This is a genomic window from Coprobacillus sp. (assembly GCF_984815275.1).
Window position 1 is genome coordinate 68810 of record NZ_CFJNYH010000006.1, and the last position, 22191, is coordinate 91000.

A 22191-nucleotide genomic window follows, 5' to 3' on the forward strand; every position below is an offset into this window, starting at 1 on the left:
AATGTGACATTTTATAACAAAATATCACATATTCAATTCATAGTTATCCTATTACAATTTAATCATGATAAAGTCATTAAGAGTTCTCATAATTTACTGAATCCATTTACTACATAATTGTTATTATGTAGTAATGTTCAAAAAAAAAGAAATTTTTTGTAACTTGAAAAAATTTCTTTTTTGATTAATATATTTTTATTGTATAAAAATATTGGTATAAATTGGAAAAATTTAAGAATATCCACTTGATTATCCCTCCAACGTCTTGAAAACCTTTACATTTTGACCTATAATGTAAGAGTAAAAACACAATATAAAATAGTAACTACTACATAATAACAATTATGTAGTAGTTTTCTTATGTACTAGTCATTTATGCATAAATTCATCTTTGATAATGAACGCAAGCAATTTTTACCACTCTTCATTGTGTAAATTCTTGTTGTATCTATAGACGTGTGTCCTAATAGAGAAGCAAGAGTGTCTAAATCCTTTTCTAGTTGATAATATGTAATTGCAAATAAATGTCTTAAATTATGTGGAAAGACTTTTTGGCTATCTACCCTTGCATCTTCACATAGCGATTTCATACTACTCCATATATTGCTACGATCCATTGGCTTTCCACCTTTCGTAACAAATATTGGTCCACATTTAATATTTTGTTTTTTACAATAATTTAGTAACAATCTCTTTAATTCAATGGGTAAAATGATTTCTCTTACCTTTCCTTTGTTAATAATGACTGCTCTTCCCTTTTTTAAAGCGTCTACTGTTATGTATTTATGTTCACTTACACGTATTCCTGTTGCACATATCGTTTGAATAATCATGTATAGTCTCTCATTATTTTTTGACTTCGCTGCAAATAATAGCCTTTTATATTCTTCTTTGGTCATTTCCTTATTATCGTCACCAAAAACACTTTTTTGAATTTTATTTAGTTTAACCTGACATTCAGGAATATTTAGAAAAACAAAAAACCTATTTAAAGCAACAAGCATACTATTCACACTTCTTGGTCTATACTCTTTAGCTAGTTTTAATTTATATGATACAACACATTCTTTAGTTATTGTTTTATCTTCTTGAAGGTAATTATAAAAAGTTTGGATATCTCTTATATATTTATTTATAGTTGCTGTACTTTTTTCTTCCTCTATTAATTCTGTTTTAAAACTCTCTATGTTTTTTAATGTTATTGTCTCTTTTCTCATAAATAATCCTCATTAACTTTCTTATTTTCTTTATTATATTTTAGCATAGTTAATTCAAATATTCTCCTGGTAATATTTGGTAATTCCTTACATTGATAAGGTTATATCAATTGAAAAAAAGACTGAATAACAAAAAAGTAACGCCTTTGCATTACTTTTTTTATTTCTTCATTTTAATTGTATAAACAACTTCATCATCTGTTTCTTGAATATCTACATGTGTATTAACACCAGCTTGTTGTACCATTTGAATTGCTTGATCTAAAGTATTCATAGCAATTTTTAGATTTTGGGAAATACTTTTTGCTTTTGGTTTTTGTTTTTTAGGTTCAATTTTTGCTTTAATTTTTTGCTCAGTTTGTTCAACATTTAAACCTTTAGCCATAATTTCTCTTAACATATTATTTTGTTTAGCTGTTGAATCTAATCTTAAAAGCGCTCTTGCATGACGTTCAGTAATATCTTTTCTTCTTACTGCCTCTTGAACAGTCATTGGTAATTGTAATAATCTTAATTTATTAGCAATTGTAGATTGTTTCTTTCCTACTTTTTCAGCTAATTGTTCTTGTGTTATATCTTGCGTATCTAATAATTGTTGATATGCTAAAGCTTCTTCTATAGGAGATAAATTTTCTCTTTGTATGTTCTCAACTAATGCGGCAGTTGCTGTTTGATCTTCATTATATTCTTGGACCATACAAGGAACTTCCTCAAGTCCAGCTAATTTACATGCTCGAAATCGTCTTTCACCAACAACAATTTGATATTTACCATTGTATGGTCTAACAACAATTGGTTGTAATAACCCATTTTGTTGAATTGATACAGATAATTCCTGTATCTTTTCTTTTTCAAAATGTGTTCTTGGTTGTTTTTCATTAGCTTCAATATCATGAATATCAATAAATTTATACATTGGTTCTTTCACTCAGTTCACTCCTCACAATATGTTTTATATTATAACATTATTCGGCATAAAACAAAAGTCATCTTTCTGATATTGCAAAAGAAAACTCCCCTTTTTACACACTGTTTTTTCTTCTCTATTTAAAAAAATAAATAGTTATAACTATAATGTCATCCATTGTATATATGAATACATTATCTTTAAATATTCAATACTAACTCTTTCCAAACTTTCGTTTTATTGACACATTATAGCACAAGTTCATATTAATTTGATGATAACACGCTTAAGAAATCACAAAGCTAACATTTGTAATCAATATATAATCATTATAAAGTAAAAATCAGGTAAGCCACATTTTTTGACTTCCTGATTTTTATTTTATATTACTTTTTTATTTCTTTTATAATATATCATTGCCATTAAACTTAATGAAATCAATATGCAATAGCCTAAGACAAAGTTATCGTCACCTGTCTTAATTTGTTCTGGTTTTGATGTGATTGGTTTTTCATTGACTTGAATTTTAATCAAAGGATTACCTGTACCATATTTGATATCACCTATTTCAACAATTTTTTCTGGTTTCCAGTAATCATCAACACCATCTCCATCCTTATCAACAGCTGGACGATAGTCTTTTGAATCTGCTTTACCGTCACCATCTGTATCTATGTTTGTATCTGGTTTCCATATTCCATCTGAGTTTCCACCCTCAGTGCTTGGTTTCCATGTTCCTGTATTATCTGTGTCGATATTGATATCTGGATGACTATCTCCATTAATATCTATATTAATATCAGGTATCCCATCTCCATTTGTATCAATATTAATGTCTGGTTTTCCATCTCCATCTATATCAATATTTATATCCGGTTTTCCATCTCCATTCGTATCAATATTCATATCTGGCTTCCCATTTCCATTTGTATCAATATTAATGTCTGGTTTTCCATCTCCATCTATATCAATATTTGTATCTGGTTTTCTATCTCCATTTGTATCAATATTGACATCTGGTTTATTATCACCATTTGTATCAATATTGATATCTGGGATTCCATCTCCATCTGTATCAATGTTAATGTCTGGTTTGCTATCTCCATCTATATCAATATTGATATTAGGATTATGTGTATCGTATTCTAAGTCTTCTATACTGACATTAGTATTTGGTTTCCAGTTATCATCTACACCATCTCTATCTTTATCAATAGCTGGACGATAGTAGTCAACATCACCTTTACCACTACCTTTTGTATCAATATTTGTGTCTGGTTTCCATATTCCATCTTTATTTCCACCTTCACTACTTGGTTTCCAATTGCCTGTATTATCTGTGTCGATATTGACATTTGGTATCTTATCACCATTTCTATCAATATTGATATCTGGTTTGCCATCTCCATCTGTATCAATGTTAATGTCTGGTATACCATCTCCATCAACATCCACATTCACATCTGGATTATTATCACCATTCGTATCAATATTGACATCTGGGACTCCATCTCCATCTATATCGATGTTAATATCCGGAGTTCCATCTCCATCTGTATCGATATTAATATTTGGATTATATGTATCATAATGGAAATTGTCCTCTCCATATTCTACATTTATGTTTGGCTTCCAATTATCATCTATACCATCACCATCTATATCAATCGCTGGACGATAGTAACTCTCTTCTGAATGACCATCTCCTTTTATATCCATATTGGTATCTGGTTTCCATATTCCATCTTTATTTCCACCTTCACTGCTTGGCTTCCATACTCCTGTGTTGTCTGTATCAATATTAATATTTGGTTCCCAGTCATTATCTGTATCAATATTAATATCTGGAGTTCCATCATTATTTGTATCAATATTGATATCTGGAGTTCCATCCCCATCAACATCTATATTAAGATTGTCTATCTTAAGTATTGTCTCATTAGTACTTCCTTTATTATAGTTTCTGTCTTCTCCAATATATTCTATTGTAACAGTTTGTCTTGTCCCTGGTACACAATAACTTTTATCCACATCTTTCCAGTCAATTGAAGCAGTACTATAATTATATTCAGATGGATCATCCTTAGTATGACTTACTAATTTGACAGGATTTCCATATTTTCTACCATTAATATAGAATTGCACATACCCCTCAGGTGAAGCACAGTCAATACCTTCTCCATCAGCTGGAGAGACTTTTGCTTTCAATGTAACTATCTGATCTGGTCTAAATATATCTGGTTGTTCACTCAACCCATCTATTGTTAATTCTGATTTTGTATCTGCTGGCGTAATTTCAGCATATTTGAAATAGGTTCTATGTCCCCAATAAGCATCTTTAAATCCTTGAACAGTAGAATCTGCATATTGTGTAGATGTAATGATCAGTTGGTGTTTTCCCCCACCTGCATTGCTTCCAGAAACAATCTCTGCATTTTCTTCAGGTGTGATACCATCATCTTTTAAAAGCTGAGAACTAATTGCCAGCTTAGAAGCATCACTCAATGAACCACCTAATGGTATTGTTGTTGGAATATTAAGTGCTGCAACTGCATTTTTAATCTGATTATCATCTAACCCTTTCCCATCATATCTTTTTGTTATAAGTCCGTGAGAGAGTCCATCAATTTCAAAATTAACATATTGTTTCAAAAAAACATTACCTGGAGTTCCAACATCTTTAGCAAAAAATGTATCAGTATTAAGAATATCTCCTGAAGACTTATCAATAACATCAAGATCAATACTGACTTCTGACCCTACATTTGTATCAGGTAGCCAAAAATAAAGAATACCAGCATCATCAGTATATGAAGGAATACCATAATTATAGTCTATTCCATTTATCTTCATATCCATATTATCAACAAGTGTTGTTCCAACCTTATTTGTTCCCCAACTACTTAAAGAAATCTTTGTCATAAAGACTTTTGTAGATTTTTCCATATCTCCATAAGCAACTGTTCCTTCAATACTTTTAAATCTCTCTGCTTTTAAAGAACCACCTAAAACAAAAACATTAGCCTGTGATCCACCTAAATGAAATCTACTACTTGGTGCGTTTGGAATAACTGTACCACCAGTCATGATAATTTTATACTCAGTTGAATCTGAATAACTGTAACACCCATCCCCAAAAGCATCACCATGGGTTCCACCATTAGAATAAGTTAATCCACCATTAATTGTTATATTTCCACTTTTACCTTTACCAGTATTAGAATTGACAACAGCAGGAGAAATCGCAGATACTGCAGGGGTTGATGCGGTATGATACCCACCACCAACTCCAGCAGCATGATATGCACCTTTAGCCATTATAACACCACCATTAATTGTTATATTTCCACCAGTTCCACGACTTCCACCGCCTATACCACTTCCTCCATCAGAGGTTGTAGAGCCAGTTGAAGTTGTCGCATTAACAATTCCACCATTAATATTAATATATCCACCATTTTCTGCATCTCCACCGCCTATTCCTGCAGCAAAGGTATTTCCAGTAACAGTGAGTGTCCCAGCATGAGGACTGTCTAATAGAGTGAGACGATCACCTTTTTTTAATTGTGTTCCATTTAACAATGTCACATCATATGGAATCCTTCTTAATTCTGGAATGATATCATTTCCATTTATATCCTTATTAACAATTGAATCATCTATGTATAACGTTGTTGTTTCTCCACAACGTAATCCAGGATAGCGCGCTGCCCCTGAAACAAGTTTATTCGTTGTACTATCTGCCAATATAATATGAGCCATTGACCCTTTTCCATCACCATTTGCATCTGGAGTTAATGTAAATGGGCTATTTGCACTTGTCTTAATATTAACTCCAGCAAATATTAAATTTGCTTTTACATTTTCTGGAATAACAATTCTGTCTGTTGTTGCTGTAGCAGGATTCTTATTTTTTATTGTTAATGTTTGGTCACTTAGTATAGTCAATACACCAGATGCATACCTGTAGTCAGCATTCAACTGTCCACCATCTATACGAAAATTACCAACCTCTACCCCATCTTCTGCTTTTACAGTTCCAGTAACACTCAAGAACATTCCAAAACATATTGTTAATAATAAAATGAGTTTTTTCTTTTTCTTCATTTGCATTCCCTTTCCTTCCTTTAAATCTAGCGGTTCTACACTTCAAACATAGGTCCATCTCGACTCTTATAGACACTTAAATCAACTGTGCTATGAAAATGAATTCCATGTATGCATATAATTGTTTGTTTCATCTTAATCAAAAGAATAAGAATCATTTTAAATATAATAAAACTGGTTAATCTTTGATACAATTCTAATATCATATTCGTAGTCATAAGTTCTCCTTTCTATGTCTTTTAAAGCAGACAAAAAAAGACAAGCAGAAACTCTGCTTATCTTATGAATTTAACAAATATATTTGTATGAACTTATGATTTTTTAAATAAAAAGAAGGTTCGTTAATGTCTAGTTTTACGAACTTTAACTTATTCTTTATCATTATACCATATTTTAACATTTTTTGTAATTATTTGTAAAAAAACATCCTATTTATCAATGTTTTTATTCATTTATCATTTATAGATAACAAAAAACACCTCCTTGAATTTATAAAGGGGTGCACTTTGCTCTTATTTATAGAGGTTTCTTTTTTATTTTTCCAAATGGTCTAGGATACTTTTGGGGTGTTTCTTTTATTTTATGAATGAATATATTACATCTGTGATCATTTTCATTAGTGAGTGTAAAATGAGTTTCTTTCATAACTTTCCCACCAAGTTTATCTATACCATGTTTTGCTTCATTTAATTCTTCTTTTGCTTTTAAACCTTTTAAGGTTATAAAATGACCACCAATTCTTACCAAAGGTAAACATAATTCATCTAGAATATTTAATCTTGCAACAGCTCTTGCTGTAACAATATCAAATGTTTCCCTATGTCCAATGGCATAGTCCTCTGCCCTTGCACTCACAGCAGTCACATTATTTAATTTGAGAACCTGAGTTAAATAATTTAAAAAAGTTATTCTTTTGGTTAAAGAATCTACAATCGTTATTTTCAAATCAGGATAAACAATCTTAAGAGGTATAGAAGGAAAACCTGCTCCTGCTCCTATATCACATAAAGTTTGATTATTGAAATCATAATCAAATGAAATAGTTAATGAATCATAGAAATGTTTTAAATAAACATCTTCTTTTTGGGTAATAGCTGTTAAATTCATTTTTTCATTCCATTCAACTAATGTATTGTAGTAAATTTCAAATTGTTTTAATTGATAATCAGATAAAGAAATACCTTTATCATGTAATGCATTTATAAATTGTTCAATATTCATATGTACCTCTTAATAATGTTGTTTCAAATAAATTAATAAGACAGATATATCAGCAGGATTAATCCCTGATATTCTTGATGCTTGAGCAATTGTCAAGGGTCTTATTTGAGAAAGTTTCTGTTTTGCTTCTAATGAAAGATTTAAAACAGCATCATAATTAATATCTACTGGAATTTGTTTTTCTTCCATTTTCTTTTGTTTATCAACTTGCCTTAATGCCTTGTCAATATACCCTTTATACTTAATAAGAATAGTCACTCTTTTTTCTTCTTCTAAAGTTAAAGAGGTTTCACCAATATATGGTTTTATCTTTGAATAATCCATTTCTGGTCTTTGTAATAATGATTTTGCACTTATTCCTTCACTCAAACGTGTTGAGCCCAAGGTTTCTAATATATTATTAATTTCATGTTTTGGTGTAAAGCGAATAGTTTCAAGTCGTTCTATTTCATTATGAATACGTTCCATTTTATCAAGATATATCTGATAAACTTCTGGTTTGACAAGATGAGCATCATAACCATATTTTCTTAATCTTTCATCAGCATTATCATGTCTTAACAATAAACGATACTCAGCTCTTGATGTTAACATACGATAAGGTTCTTTTGTTCCCTTGGTTACTAGGTCATCAATCATAACACCGATATATGCCTCATCTCTTTTTAAAATTAATGAGTTTTCCCCTCTTAACTTCTTAGCTGCATTTAAACCAGCAATTAATCCTTGCGCAGCAGCCTCTTCGTATCCACTCGTTCCATTAATTTGACCTGCAGTAAATAAGTTTTTGATCACCTTTGTTTCTAATGATGGCCATAACTGTAAAGGATCAATTGCATCGTATTCAATAGCATATGCATATTTTAGAATTTTACAATTCTGTAATCCTGGGATAGTCCGAATCATTTGTTCTTGAATATCATGTGGCATTGATGTTGAAAAGCCTTGAACATAGATTGTATTCATTTCTTTTGATTCTGGTTCTAAGAATATTTGATGTTGTGGTTTGTCTGAAAATTTTACAATTTTATCTTCAATTGATGGACAATACCTTGGACCAATTCCTTTGACAATACCTGAATACATACTGCATTTATGTAAATTATCTTTTATAATCTTGTGTGTATCTTCATTTGTATATGTTAAATAACAAGGAGTTTGTTCTTCTATAGGAATATAAGATGTTGTTTCATAGCTAAAGGCAAGAGGTTCATTAGTTCCAGGTTGTAATTGAGTTTGAGAGAAATCAACACTTTCAATATCTACACGTGGTGGTGTTCCAGTTTTTAGTCTTTGAATACGGAAACCCAGTTCAGTTAATCGATCTGATAAAAATAACGATTGTCTTTCTTGATCTGGTCCACTAGGTGTTTTTTGATCACCAACCAGAATTTCTGCTTTTAAATATGTTCCTGTTGTTAAGATAACTGTCTTTCCAAAATATTCTTTACCATTATCCAAGATAACACCTTTAACAGTTTGCTCCTCTACTATCAGATTCTCAACCATACCTTCTATGATATCAAGATGTTCCTGTTTTTTGAGAACTTTTTGCATATATCGCGGATAAGCTTTTTTATCAGCTTGTGCACGCAATGATTGAACACCAGGTCCTTTTGCAGTATTTAGCATTTTTAATTGCAAATATGTTGCATCTGATGTTTTTCCCATTTGTCCGCCTAAAGCATCAATTTCTCTGACTATTATCCCTTTTGCAGGACCTCCAATTGATGTATTACATGGTAATGAACCGACATTTTCAAAATGGGATGTTATTAATAAAGTTTTCATACCAATTCTAGCAGGAGCTAAACATGCTTCAATGCCAGCATGACCTCCTCCAACAACTATAACATCATACATAATTTTCTCACTCCTTAATTGCTATTCAATATTAGCACAAATCAATAATATTATCAATTTTATTTGATTTATGCTATAATGAATTGAGGTGAGTTTATGAATCCAAAAGATATCTTAAATAAATATTATCATTTTGCAGTTATTGGTGTTTCTCCAAATAAAGAAAAATTTGGTTATAAAATCTATCAAAGATTAAAAGAACGTGGTTATGATACTTATGGTGTTTCACCTTTATATGACAATGTTGACAATAATCTACTCTATTCATCTTTAGAAGATATTGAAAATCCAATTGATGTTGTTGTTTTTGTCACCAAAAAGGAACATGCATATGATTATGTAGATGAAATGACAGGTTTAGGAATCCATTATGCATGGATGCAACCTCACACATATGATAACGAACTATTAGAATATATGAAAAGTGTTGGTATAACACCTATACTTGCATGTATTCTTGTTGAAACTTCTTAATGATAAGAAGTTTTTTTTGTATTATGATATACTAAAGATAGGAGGGGTAATCTTATGAAATATTTAAAAATCTATCTACATAATTATTTTCTCATTTATCTTATTTTATCAGTATTTGCATTTTTCTTTATGTTTTTCTATCAAATCTATACTTTCTTTATTATTCTTTTTCTCATCTGGTACAATTACTTTCTGCATAAGAAGAAAAAACTGACAATAGATATTTTTCATTTTAACTATGTTATCTCATTTTTATCGCTATTAGTATTATGTATCTGCTTGCTTCTTTCACAAGGATATTATACAAGTCCTTTTTGGATACCACTTTATATCATCCTAGCACCTTTTGCACCACTATTTTTCTCTTTTCAGTTTTTTGGTCTTTTCATAGAAGCTTTTATAGTTATTCTCATTCTCTTATTTGCTAATTGTCTCTTCAGCTTTCTTTATTTAAAACCAAAAATAGATTATAAAAAAAAGATTATATCCTTTCTCTGTATTGGTTTTCTTATTTTAACAACACAGTATGCCTATACCAACAGACCAGCTATCAAATATAAAGGACATGATTTTGAATATATGAACGGTTATTCCAGTACTGACTTGTCAGCATTTTTACCATATGCCACAAATAGTCAATTGATTACTTTAGAAGAACCTAGTCAATTGATTATTGAAAATGAGAGTGACATGCCTTATCTAGATGGTGCAGAAGCCTGCTATCCTGTTTACAGTGCTATTGCTAAAGCAGTTTATAAAGATATAGATAAAATTGAAGAACATTATAAGTCAGATTATTCACATAGTAATGGCAAAATTGTATCATTTACAAATACTTCTGTAGGTTATAGTCGCTTGTTTAATGGTGAGATTGATATGTTTTTTGGTGCTAAACCTTCACAATCACAGCTTGATGAAGCCAAAGACCTTGGTGTTGAATTAGAATATACACCCATTGGCAAAGAAGCCTTTGTTTTCTTTGTCAATCAAAATAATCCTCTTAATTCATTAACGACTCAACAGATTAAAGATATCTATCATGGTGATATTACTAATTGGAAAGAGGTAGGAGGAGATTCTCATGATATAGTTGCATTTCAAAGACCAGAGAGATCAGGTAGCCAAGCTATGATGAATTATTTCATGGGTGATGTAAGTCTTAAAGTTCCATTGACATATGAAATGCAATCGGCAATGGGTGGTATTATTACTGAAGTTGCTCAGTATTATAATGAAGATGGTGCAATTGGATATACATTTAAATATTTCTTAGAAGGTTTAAATCAGGAGGAAAATGTAAAGATATTATCTGTTGATGGAATCTATCCAAATGTTGAAAATATTAAAAATCAGTCTTATCCAATATCAACATTTCTTTATTGTGTAACCTTAAAATCAAATGAGAAAGAAAATGTAAAAAAATTAAAAGAGTTCCTGCTTTCCTCTCAAGGACAGTACATTATTGAGAAAACAGGATATTGTGGTTTAAACTAAGCTCAGAAATGAGCTTTTAATTATGATAAAAAAGCGCTTTTTACCTGCTTAATGGTATTTACGCTTATTTCAATAAATATTTTATAGATATATTATCATACTAATCTTTAATATCTATCATGACTAATTATTACCGTTATGAAATACACTTCAACTTTGAAACTATATATCTTCTTTTAAAGATAAACCCAATGTATTTCTCTTATGACTAACGCTTAAATGTTGCTGAAAAATCTACAAATGAAACATCAAGGACAGATATTGAAAATTCAATAGGTTTCCCATTATCTAGATAACCTATATCTTCTATTAACATAATAGGATTTTTTCCATCTAAAGATAATGCTTTTTTAATATCTTTATCAGGTAGTCCAGGTTTTAATTTTTCTCTAATAATTGATATTTTATAACCTTTACTTTCAAGATATTGATAGAAATGTTGAGAAGCTGTATGTGCATCTTCTACAAAATTATCAATAAGTGATTTATTAAAATATGAACGTGAAAATGAAGCTGGTTTATTATCAGCGTATCTAATTCTATCCATAAACCAAACTTCCTGTCCAACTTCTATTTCTAAGTATGTAGCGACATCATGAGGAGCTGGAACAACTCCTGCATCTAGAAATTCTGTTTTACAAATAAAACCATTTCTGTTAATAACTCTATCGATTTTATAGATACTTGTATTAAAGGCATCAGATTTTTCATCAATTTTTGATTGGGGTGAAACAAATGTTCCTATTCCTTTTTTACGATAAAGATAACCTTCATTAACTAATTCATTTAAGGCTTGTCTAACAGTTGTTCGACTGACATCATATTTACTAATGAGCTCAAATTCAGTAGGAATAGCTGTATCCTCTTGATAAATACCTTCATCTATAGAATTCATAATAATTTGTTTAAGTTGATAGTATAAAGGTAAAGGTAAATTTTTATCTATATGATATTGCATATATTCATCTCCTCAATTGATTTTTATTTATTTGATTATACCATTTTTTGGTAACTTTTATAACGTTATAGTGAATATTTATCAAAAATTAGGGTATAAAATACCCTAATTTAATGATAAGCATCTCCCATATCCATATAACACTCTAATATCGCAAGTTCTTCATGATTGGCATCAAAAGGTTTAATCACATACTGCCCTACACTTGCTGGTATAAAGACAGCTTCTGCATAATGAATAGTTATAGGTTCAAACTTTTGTAAAGGACTGATGATTTGTGCTTCTTCTCCTTCTACTAAAACATGAAGTTTTACATGATCTTTTGTTTCAAAGAAAATAGGCTTATGAAACCAGTATCGATCTACTTTTAATAATTCATATTCCATTGTTCCACTGTGTTCTTTACGCCATCCACTTCCTCTTGCAACTTCACTTTTCTTAGAAATCAGATGATTTTTAACAAATTCTGTTTGATACTCCTCTTGAATAACCTTTGCTCCATGTTCAATGTTAATTGGTCGTGGTTTGCCATCAGCATCAATACGTCCCCAATCCCATAGTTTAAAAGTTTGAAAGCCAATCGGATTAATTTCCAACACTAATGTATCTTTACCTGAAGCATGAATTGTTCCACTAGGTATATAAATATGATCATGTGTTTTCATAGGAAAACAATTTATATATTTTTTATCATCAAATTCTCCTGTTTCTTGAGCTTGCTCGAATGCTTTAACAATTTCATCCTTTTTCACTCCATCTTTTGTTCCCAAATAAACACAAGAATTTTCATTCGTATCAAGCATATAGTAACTTTCATAATGTCCAAATTGAGAATTAAAAACTTCTTGTCCATATGCTATATCAGAGTGAACTTGTAAACTCAAATTTCCTCCACCCCATGTATCTAAGAAATCGCAGCCAACTGGACAATTGTATCCAAACCAAAAATAATTTTGGTGCCCTAAAAAGTTTAATGGCTGATATTGAATAATATCTCTTCCAACAATTCTAAACTCATGATCACCAATTTTCGCTAAGGCATTTTGTGCGTTCATCCAGCCTGTCATTCCCCATGCTGTATTTTCCTTATCCAATCCTCCATTTAAGACATCTTTGCACCAATGTCCTCCCCAAATGCCACGGTTAAAGAATGGTTCTAACTTAAATGGATGACTTGCAAAATAATTTAATGCTTTTCTAAAATCATCTCCACTTATCATAACAGGAGCATATTCATCATCCCCATCAATAACATAATCCATATGAGGAAACATATGTCGTTTATGATTATCCAACAAACGTGATTCTACAAAGTTAAACCGTTTTTCTTTGGTTAGTGGATCTTCATTCTCATTATGTGCTCCCCAGTTCGACAATGCTGAGAAATAACCATCTTTAATACGTTGAATAGTTATATTGTTATAAACGAAAATATCGCCATGAGTCATTATTCCTGCACCAACTCCAAAAATAACAACCAACCCTGTCGCTTCTTGAATTTTCTGTTGTGCCAAGACAACTTTATCTAGATCAAAGTATTGTTGAATATCACCTGTTACAAAAACACCATTAATACGATCTTCGGTAATAAACTGTCCTAGTCTTTGTTGAATCATAGCTTCATTGTATTTGATTTCATTCATATCAATAAATAATTGTGGATTTAATAAATCAATGATTTTGTCTTTGAGTTGTTGGTGATTAATCTCATAATAAGAATCAATTACCACAACACATGGTTTTTTAAATGTTTGAACTTGTTGATATATAACATTGAAAATCTCCTCGTATCCCAAATATGATGTTGTCTGAGGTATTTCAAAGACAGGATGCAAATCAAAGTTAGGTGAGCGTGTTTTTATTTTTTCATACATATTTTTATCCTCCTTTTAAATATCCATATAAATTTCTAACAGAGCACATTCAGTATTTTGAGATTTTCCATATGGTCTTATTGTATATTGTCCAGCTGCTGCTGGAACAAAAACAGCTTCAGCGTAATGAATAACCATAGGTTCAAAACTTTCATCTAAGCTTTCAATAATAGCTTCTTCACCTTCAACAAGAACATGAATCATAATACAATCATTTGTATCAAAATGAATAACATTCTTAAACCAATATCTATTGACTTCCATTGGTGCCTCAAATGGCATTGTTCCACTTCTTTCTTTTCGCCATCCATATCCTGAATCCACCTCAGGATGTTGAGATATAAATTGATCTTTTATCATTTGAGTTTGAAATTCTTCTTGAATAACATTCTTTCCATGTTCAATATGAATTGGACGTGGTTTTCCATCATAATCCAAACGACCCCAATCCCATAACTTAAAAGTTGTAAAACAAAACATATCTATTTCTAATGTTAAGGTATCTTTTCCAGATGAATGGATTGTTCCTCCAGGTATAAAAACATGATCATGTTTTTGAACAGGAAAGTTATTTATGTACTTTTCATCATCAAATTGACCTGTTACTTGAGCAGTTTCAAAGGCATCAACCAATTCATCTAATTGAACACCATCCTTAGTTCCTAAATAAACGGAACTGTTCTCATTAGCATCTAAGAAATAATAGCTTTCATAATGACCCCAAGAGGAGTTAAACTCTTCTTGAGCATAAGCAAGAGTTGGATGAACTTGCAAACTTAAGTTTTCTCCTCCCCATGTATCTAAGAAATTAACATGTAAAGGACAACGATATCCATATAAATACCAAATCTTATATCCCAGTAACTCTTTTGGAGCATACTGAATTAAATCAGTCGAAGGAAACTCAAATACACAATGGTTAATTTCAGCAGCGACTGCCTGCCAATCAAGAAATCCTGTGATTCCCCATGCTGTATTTTCTAATTCTAAACCTGCTCCCAAGACCTTTTGACACCAATGTCCTCCCCATACTCCTTTAGAAAAAATAGGAATAGGTTTAAATGGACTTGTTACAAACTGATGAATCATATAGTCATAATCTTTATGTGTTAACATCACAAAATCATTATCACGATTACAATCAATAACATAATCACAGTTTTTCAATATCGCTCTTTTATGTTTATCTAAAACTCGGCTCTCTAAGAAAGTAAAACGTTTTTCTTTACGTAAATATTCTTCTTCATAATTCTGTGCTCCCCAGTTATCCATTCCATCCATAAAACGATTCTTAATTGTCTGATAACTCATTGAACCATAAACAGATAAATCACCTGTGTGTATTAAGCCTGCTCCTACTCCATAGACAACAATCAATCCCTCTTCTTCATGTATTTGCTTTTGTAATAAAGCTATTTTATCTGGATCGAAGAATTCCTGTATCTTCGCAAAACTAAAAACACCATTCACTCTATCATCTGTTATAAAGCAATGAAATTTCTTTGATATCACTTCTTCTGGATATTTTGCTTCATCTACACAAATAACATGATCTGGATTTAAAGCATTTATAATCTCTTTTTCTATAAGTGTTTGATTGACACCATAATAATAATCAATACAAATGACAGTTGAAGGTTTAACAATATGTTTCTTCAACTCATCAACAATTGCTTGAAACCCTGAAAAAACATATTTACAATCAATCTTTTTCATAGGATATAATTCAAAGTTAGGATTTCTTTCTTCTACTTCATACATATACATACTTACTCTATTAGCCAGAATAAGCCAATAAAGTCATTTCTCCTTTCCATAATAATTTTTTTGTGTTGGCTGTAATCAGGAAACTATCTCCTGCTTTTAAAGAAACACCATCAATCTCACCATGACCCTCAATAACAAAAGCTCCTAAATAAGATTTGGGCATAGACAGTTCTCCAACACCTGCAATAACATATTTAAAAACTGAAAAATTTTCATTATCTGTTAATTTTATTTCAGTAACACCACCATTTTGACGATATTGATAATGTGTATCCTGGCAAACAAAAGGTATTAAAATATTTTCTTTTGCAAGTTGAATATGTGTATCTCTTGGTTTCCCTTGACGATCTAATCGATCATAATCATAAAAACGATATGTAATAGGACAAGGATTACACACCTCCATAAATGTTGTCCCTTTTTGAATGGCATGTAATGTTCCAGCTTGTATATTATAAAAACTTCCTGGCATAATTGGATATCGTTTTAATAGTCCCTGCCAATTTTTCCTATCAATATAATTCTCTAACTCTTTCAATGTTTTGGCATTATGACCCATAACAATATCTCCATGAGAGTCACAATCTACAATATACCAACTTTCACTTTTTCCATGTCTTCCTAAATTCTTCATGGCAAATTCTTCTGTAGGATGGACTTGTACACTTAAATCAGCACAAGCATGAGCAATTCCCATAGATACTGGAAGATGTTCCCATTTTAAAGTTGAAGGCGTTCCAAATAATTCAGGATGTTCATCATATAATTCATTTAACTTTCTTCCCTGATATTGACCTGTTAAGATTTCATTTGCATCTTCTGGTAATCCACTCATTGCTCCTAAGCCTGTAATCTCATTGATAGGCATACCTTTAGGAACATATTTTTCAACATGATATTGATAGACTAATTTTCCATTTCCCCATATTGCTGTAGAAAAAGTCGGTTTTAAAAATATATATTTCTCATTCACTCATTTTTCATCTCCTTCCAAACACTCTATTGCTTCACTTACTGAACAAACAACTTTATAAGCAGCCTTTTTAGCTTTTGGATGACCATGTTGCATACAAAAACTTTTTTGTACAAGTTGCATCATACCTATATCATTTTGGCTATCTCCTATAACCGCTGCATCTGTAATGGGTATATTATTGTATTCTAAATATGCTTGAATTCCTTTTTCTTTTGTTGCATTAGGCATAGTTAAGTCAAAACTTGTAGGTGATGTGACTTTACATTGTAGAAAATCTTCCTTGAATAACTGTTGATAATCTTTTATAAAATATTGAGCTTGTTGAGCAGTTTGAAAAATATAATTCACATGAACAATAGGTTTGTTTTTATTGCGTAAATATTCGTTTATTGAATATGGATATATACACTGGTGTTTTATTTCACTATCAAACAAATGGTAGGCATAAGAATCTATTTCACCAAATATATACATGTTTTCAATATTTGTGACTTTTAACATAGCTTGATAAGACTTTAACTTTTGATATAACGCTTCTAATTTATATGAAGAAAAGGGATATAGTTTTGTGACTTTATGATTCATATAGATTTCTGCACCATTCCAGCCAATACAATCAAAATCAAATTCATGAAACTTATCTGAGATGTTATTTAAGAAGGAATGATGGCGTGCAGTAGCAAGCACAAATAAATGTCCACTATCTAACCATCTTTTAATAGACTGCTGATCCTGATAAGTTATTTCTTTTGTTTTAGGTTGTAACAATGTATCATCTAAATCACAAAATATCACTTTAACCATATCCCTCACCTCATTTATACAATTCCTAATACACCTAAGACAATTGCAATTACTAGATAAACTCCAATTAATTTGACAGCACTCATTTTCTTTTTCTTTAATAAATAATATCCTAAGAATACTAAACACATTGGAATCAGTTTTGGAAAAATTCCATCTAATATTTCCTGAAAATTAATCGTACTGTACTCACTCACATATTGAGCAGTAATTGTAAAGTTAACATAACTAGCAGTAATAGCACCAACAACTGTTAAACCCAAAACTGACATTGCATCTTGAATTCTAGACATTTGTTTTCCCAATAAAACATGAACTGCCTCTCGCCCTGATTTATAACCTTGCATATAAAATAATCTTGATAGGATGATATTGGCAGCGTAGAGAGCAATCACTGCAAAGACAGCACCCATTGCACTTCCACCTGATGAAAGCCCAATTGCAATACTTAAAATAATCGGAGGAAGTGTTGCTTGTGTAACTGCATCTCCAATACCTGCCAAAGGTCCCATGAGTCCAACTTTGATACTGTTAATGAACTCATCAGTCATCTCTGTACCATTACCTCTTTCTACTTCCATAGAAGCAACTATACCATTAACAACTGCACCAAATACAGGATTTGTGTTATAGAATACTGCATGACATTTGAGACGTTTAACCATTTTTTCTGGATCATTTCCATAAAATTTCTTAAAAATAGGCAACATAGAAAGAATAAAACCAGGAGCCTGTAATCTTTCATAACCAAAAACTGTTAAACAATATTTAAACCATGAATACCAGCTTTTATTGACTTCTTCTTTTGTAAGTGTTATTTTCCCATTTTCTAATTCTTCTTTTTGATCTATTTTTTCACTCATAATAATTCGTCCTCCTCATCTTCAGATTGACTAGACTGATTACCTGACTGGTTTCCCATAAACATATAATACATAACTGCTAAACAACTTCCAATAACAGCAGTTGCTACCATGTTTAAACCTAAAAATGTAATACATACAATACCAATTAAAAAGTAAATAATAAATTTGAAATCCTTTAATGTATATGTTGCCAATATAGAAATACCAACTGCAGGTAAAATTCCACCAAGTACACTTGCAATATGTAATACCAATTCAGGAATAGAAGCTAATAAATCAGCTGCATAAGCACTTCCTAGCATAACAATTGTAAATGTTAAACCAAATCTGATTACAAAACTTGTCATTGGAGGCAAAACTATGTAAGCCATCTTCATTTTCTGAATATTATTTTCTGCAATATATTTATCACCTAATTGATAAAATACAGAACATAAGATTTCATAACCTGTAAAGACTGCTGCTCCTAAAACACCAACTGTAGCAGCTAATGTGACTGCAACTGTTGCATCTGCTCCAGCCAACATTGCTAAAGCAATAGATGGGTAAGAAACAAATGCCATATCTGCAGTTGCAACTCCACCAATAAGAACTTGTCCTAAGTACATAGCTTGTATGGCTGCACCAATTGTAACTCCAGTAGGAATATCGCCTAAGATCATACCCACAATAGTTCCACCAACTATTGGTTTAGATAAAGCATCTGAAAAAGCAACTCCTAATGGTTGTGGATTCTCAACACTCCCAAGCCAACATGAAATACCAATTAAGATGGCTTGTATAACAGTAATTTCCATAAACTACTCTCCCTTCAATAATCCATTCTTTACTGATTCCCAACTTAATCCTTGTTCATCTGGAATCAACTTAAAATGTATTTTCATTCCTTTTGCAGTTAATTTATCACAATATTGAAAATCTTTTTGAGAAAGATAAATATTGTTATAAACCTTCTGCGTCCCCTCTGCCTTACTAGCAGTTCCAAAAATGATTTCATTACCAAATTCAACACCTTTAACACTTAACTGATAGAGTTGTTCAATCTTTTTTGCAATTAAGTAATAGCTTTTTTTACCTGAAACAGCTTTAGGAATTTTTTCTATTGCCTGTTCAACAGTAAAAATATAAACTTTTTTACCAATTGCATTTCCAGCATTCACAAAAACTTCTTTTAAAAATTCATCATGTCCTAATTCATCATCAACCAGCAAAATAATTGCATCTCCTTGTCTAACCTTAGACCACATTAAAACAACCTGACCATGAATCAAACGATCATCAACTCTTACTAAACTTAATGACATATTTATTCCTCCTTTCTAGAGTCATCGTGTTGTCGTGTTGTCATGACATCTTACATTATTAAATTAGCACATCCAATATAGAATTGCAAGTGCTTACACATGTTTTTCAAATTTTGTAAGTGATTGCCTAGCACTTTCTAAAACTTGCAGACAAAGTTCTTCATTTTGAATATCCGTTGAAGCGAAAATAGCGAGTTCAATAACCATAGCTAAATTCATTCCTGAAAGTAATTTTGCTGAACTTTGATGACTTAATATATAACGACAGCATTCATTATATGGTGTTGCATTGGGAATATCAGTTACAATAATTATATCATCATATATTGCTTCTATTTGACTAAGTCTTTCTTCTAATTTATGTCTAAATAATTCAACTCCTTCTTCATCTAAAGATAATGTATATATATTCTCTTTTTCACCAATAATCATTTCACAACTTTCATAGATTCCTTGACATAAGGATCCATGTGTTACTAATAGTATACCTTTCATATTCTTCTCCTAACTCTTTACTCTCTATTCTTTTCAAGTATTGTAATGATGTCATGTCAACATTATCATACATCTCGAACTTCTAAATGTCAACTCTTTCAAAAAAAGATAGAATAATCAACTGATTATCCTATCCTTCTTTATCTCCAAAAATATGCTCTACCGCTTCCTACAGAAACGATTTCAAATTTTGTATTCGTAGAAGTTCCACCACCAAAATACTTGGCTCCTGATCCTTCACTGCCTTTAAAGATATCAACTTTATTACCTTTAATTGCTCCTCCACGATCAACCACAATACCATAAATTGTACTATCAGTATTTAAATTATGGTTTGAAATCTTAATAACAGTCCCAAATGGGATAGACCTATCTGCAGCTAAGCAATAATATTTACGACCTTTATAAGTCAAGTATGGTGAATGTGAATTATTAACACCTGATGTTGGTGATAATTTAACACCTGATGAACTGTTTCCTCCACAACCATTACAATCTCCACCATATGTTGTTAATCGACCAGTGAACGTTGTTCCCTCATCAATTCCTCCATATCTGATCACTTTATCAACCGGTTTCTCAAGTATCTCTTCCTTAATAACTTTTCTTGCAGTTTCTTTACCATTGGCATAAGTGACTAAATATGTTCTATTTATCTTACCATCTTTTCCTTCTTGTTCGACAGTTCTTGTCCAGTTTCCTGAACCCTTTGTAACTGTTGAGTACTTGAGATTTTCTACTTTTGTTAATGTTTTTGTTTCTACTCTTGTAATTTGGATGAAATCATTTTGTTGAACAATATAATCTTTATCTTTATTTAAAGAATCATTTTTTCCTAATTCAACACTAAGTTCTTCCAATACATTCGTTACTGTATCTTGTTTAACGAGATAATCTTTTTCATCATTGATACCATCTTGTAATTTGATATCAACAGTTGGAATAAAATTCATAATTTGATTAACGGCTCCTGATGATACTGTTGTCAACATAACAACAAAGTATACACATGCCACTGCTAAAATTCCCTTTGTTCGGCTGTCCGCCGAGACAATGATTTCTTTAGCTTTCTTTAACATAAAATATCCTCCTTATTTAATCCCAAACATTCTTTTGGCATTAAATGTTGTGATTCTAGCAACGTCTTCTATCTCCATGTTCTTTAGCTTTGCTATTTCCTGGGCAATATACACAACATTTGCTGGCTCATTCAACTTCCCTCGAAATGGGTGAGGTGCTAAATAAGGACAGTCTGTTTCGATCATTAAATGATCAATACCAATAACCGTAGCAACTTCTTTTGGAACTCTTGCATTCTTAAATGTCACTGGTCCAGCTAATGAGATTTCAAAACCAATCTCTATATATCTCTTCGCCATTTCTACTGATCCACTATAACAATGCATAATGCCACGGTGTGCTGCCTGCTTTAAAATACGATAAGTATCTTCATAGGCGTCTCTTGCATGAATAACAATAGGTTTATCATGTTTTTTTGCAATATCAATCTGTTTTTGAAAGATATCTTTTTGTTTATCATGAGGAACATCTTCCCAATAATAATCAAGCCCAATTTCGCCTAAGGCTACAACACAAGGGTTTTGTAATAATGCTTCAATTTCATTCAAATCAGCATCTGTAGTTTCTAAGCAATCATTAGGACTAATACCTACTGTTGCATAGATAAACGGATACTCTTGTGCAATCTCTACTGCATATTTTGATGATGGTAAATCGTATCCAGCAACAACAATATAATCTACATTGTTATCCAATGCATGTTTAATGAATATATCCCTTTGTGAATATAATTCTTTACTGTTTAAATGAGTATGTGTATTGAAGTACATTTTTTTTCACCCTA

Annotated in this window: 19 protein-coding genes; 2 read left to right on the forward strand and 17 right to left on the reverse strand. The window is 31.2% G+C overall.

The window, feature by feature from the left end; translation table 11 throughout:
• Positions 1–365: 365 nt before the first annotated feature.
• The 6 genes from AC5M21_RS03675 to mnmG form a co-directional block, all read right to left on the reverse strand.
• Positions 366–1217, reverse strand: a complete 852-nt coding sequence (locus AC5M21_RS03675) for a tyrosine-type recombinase/integrase (protein ID WP_008788929.1) — start codon at positions 1215–1217, stop codon at positions 366–368.
• Between the two features lie 160 nt (positions 1218–1377).
• Complete coding sequence (gene noc, locus AC5M21_RS03680; RefSeq protein WP_008788930.1) at positions 1378–2145, reverse strand: nucleoid occlusion protein; 768 nt, start codon at positions 2143–2145, stop codon at positions 1378–1380.
• A 360-nt stretch (positions 2146–2505) separates the two neighbouring features.
• Entirely contained in the window at positions 2506–6237 is a 3732-nt protein-coding gene (locus tag AC5M21_RS03685; RefSeq protein ID WP_117769021.1) for a hypothetical protein, read from the reverse strand.
• 29 nt (positions 6238–6266) lie between these two features.
• The gene (locus AC5M21_RS03690) at positions 6267–6449 is read right to left on the reverse strand and encodes a hypothetical protein (protein ID WP_008788932.1); all 183 of its coding nucleotides are present in this window, start codon (positions 6447–6449) and stop codon (positions 6267–6269) included.
• A gap of 298 nt (positions 6450–6747) precedes the next feature.
• A complete protein-coding gene (gene rsmG / locus AC5M21_RS03695; RefSeq protein ID WP_160340793.1) occupies positions 6748–7452 on the reverse strand; it encodes a 16S rRNA (guanine(527)-N(7))-methyltransferase RsmG in 705 nt (234 codons plus the stop codon).
• A 9-nt stretch (positions 7453–7461) separates the two neighbouring features.
• Entirely contained in the window at positions 7462–9315 is a 1854-nt protein-coding gene (mnmG, locus tag AC5M21_RS03700; protein WP_054689343.1) for a tRNA uridine-5-carboxymethylaminomethyl(34) synthesis enzyme MnmG, read from the reverse strand.
• A gap of 96 nt (positions 9316–9411) precedes the next feature.
• On the opposite strand from mnmG, the gene AC5M21_RS03705 reads away from it, so the two are divergent.
• Positions 9412–9789 (forward strand): CoA-binding protein, encoded by a 378-nt coding sequence (locus AC5M21_RS03705; RefSeq protein ID WP_054689345.1) that lies wholly within the window; start codon positions 9412–9414, stop codon positions 9787–9789.
• A 54-nt stretch (positions 9790–9843) separates the two neighbouring features.
• A complete protein-coding gene (locus tag AC5M21_RS03710) occupies positions 9844–11283 on the forward strand; it encodes a PstS family phosphate ABC transporter substrate-binding protein (protein WP_302378493.1) in 1440 nt (479 codons plus the stop codon).
• A 208-nt stretch (positions 11284–11491) separates the two neighbouring features.
• Here AC5M21_RS03710 and AC5M21_RS03715 read toward each other — a convergent pair whose 3' ends face one another.
• The 11 genes from AC5M21_RS03715 to AC5M21_RS03765 form a co-directional block, all read right to left on the reverse strand.
• The gene (locus tag AC5M21_RS03715; RefSeq protein WP_054325172.1) at positions 11492–12241 is read right to left on the reverse strand and encodes a GntR family transcriptional regulator; all 750 of its coding nucleotides are present in this window, start codon (positions 12239–12241) and stop codon (positions 11492–11494) included.
• A 110-nt stretch (positions 12242–12351) separates the two neighbouring features.
• Positions 12352–14115: a class I mannose-6-phosphate isomerase gene (locus tag AC5M21_RS03720; RefSeq protein WP_117598832.1), complete on the reverse strand. Its 1764-nt coding sequence runs from the start codon at positions 14113–14115 to the stop codon at positions 12352–12354.
• 15 nt (positions 14116–14130) lie between these two features.
• Positions 14131–15876 (reverse strand): class I mannose-6-phosphate isomerase, encoded by a 1746-nt coding sequence (locus tag AC5M21_RS03725; RefSeq protein WP_147331645.1) that lies wholly within the window; start codon positions 15874–15876, stop codon positions 14131–14133.
• Positions 15877–15892: 16 nt separating this feature from the next.
• On the reverse strand, positions 15893–16855 hold the full coding sequence (locus AC5M21_RS03730; protein WP_117598830.1) for a class I mannose-6-phosphate isomerase: 963 nt from the start codon (positions 16853–16855) through the stop codon (positions 15893–15895).
• A complete protein-coding gene (locus AC5M21_RS03735) occupies positions 16856–17662 on the reverse strand; it encodes an HAD-IIB family hydrolase (protein ID WP_054689369.1) in 807 nt (268 codons plus the stop codon).
• 14 nt (positions 17663–17676) lie between these two features.
• A complete protein-coding gene (locus tag AC5M21_RS03740) occupies positions 17677–18525 on the reverse strand; it encodes a PTS system mannose/fructose/sorbose family transporter subunit IID (RefSeq protein ID WP_117598829.1) in 849 nt (282 codons plus the stop codon).
• Positions 18522–19325 carry a PTS mannose/fructose/sorbose/N-acetylgalactosamine transporter subunit IIC gene (locus AC5M21_RS03745; RefSeq protein WP_117598828.1) on the reverse strand — a complete coding sequence of 268 codons (804 nt, stop codon included), beginning with the start codon at positions 19323–19325 and terminating at the stop codon, positions 18522–18524. Before AC5M21_RS03745 ends, AC5M21_RS03740 begins: the two co-directional genes overlap by 4 nt.
• Before the next feature lie 3 nt (positions 19326–19328).
• Positions 19329–19832, reverse strand: coding sequence for a PTS sugar transporter subunit IIB (locus AC5M21_RS03750; RefSeq protein ID WP_117598827.1), 504 nt, complete (start codon positions 19830–19832; stop codon positions 19329–19331).
• 93 nt (positions 19833–19925) lie between these two features.
• The gene (locus tag AC5M21_RS03755; RefSeq protein WP_054325182.1) at positions 19926–20327 is read right to left on the reverse strand and encodes a PTS sugar transporter subunit IIA; all 402 of its coding nucleotides are present in this window, start codon (positions 20325–20327) and stop codon (positions 19926–19928) included.
• Positions 20328–20467: 140 nt separating this feature from the next.
• Positions 20468–21406, reverse strand: a complete 939-nt coding sequence (locus tag AC5M21_RS03760) for a G5 domain-containing protein (RefSeq protein WP_008788938.1) — start codon at positions 21404–21406, stop codon at positions 20468–20470.
• Positions 21407–21418: 12 nt separating this feature from the next.
• Positions 21419–22177 (reverse strand): TatD family hydrolase, encoded by a 759-nt coding sequence (locus AC5M21_RS03765; protein ID WP_008788939.1) that lies wholly within the window; start codon positions 22175–22177, stop codon positions 21419–21421.
• Positions 22178–22191 lie beyond the last annotated feature (14 nt).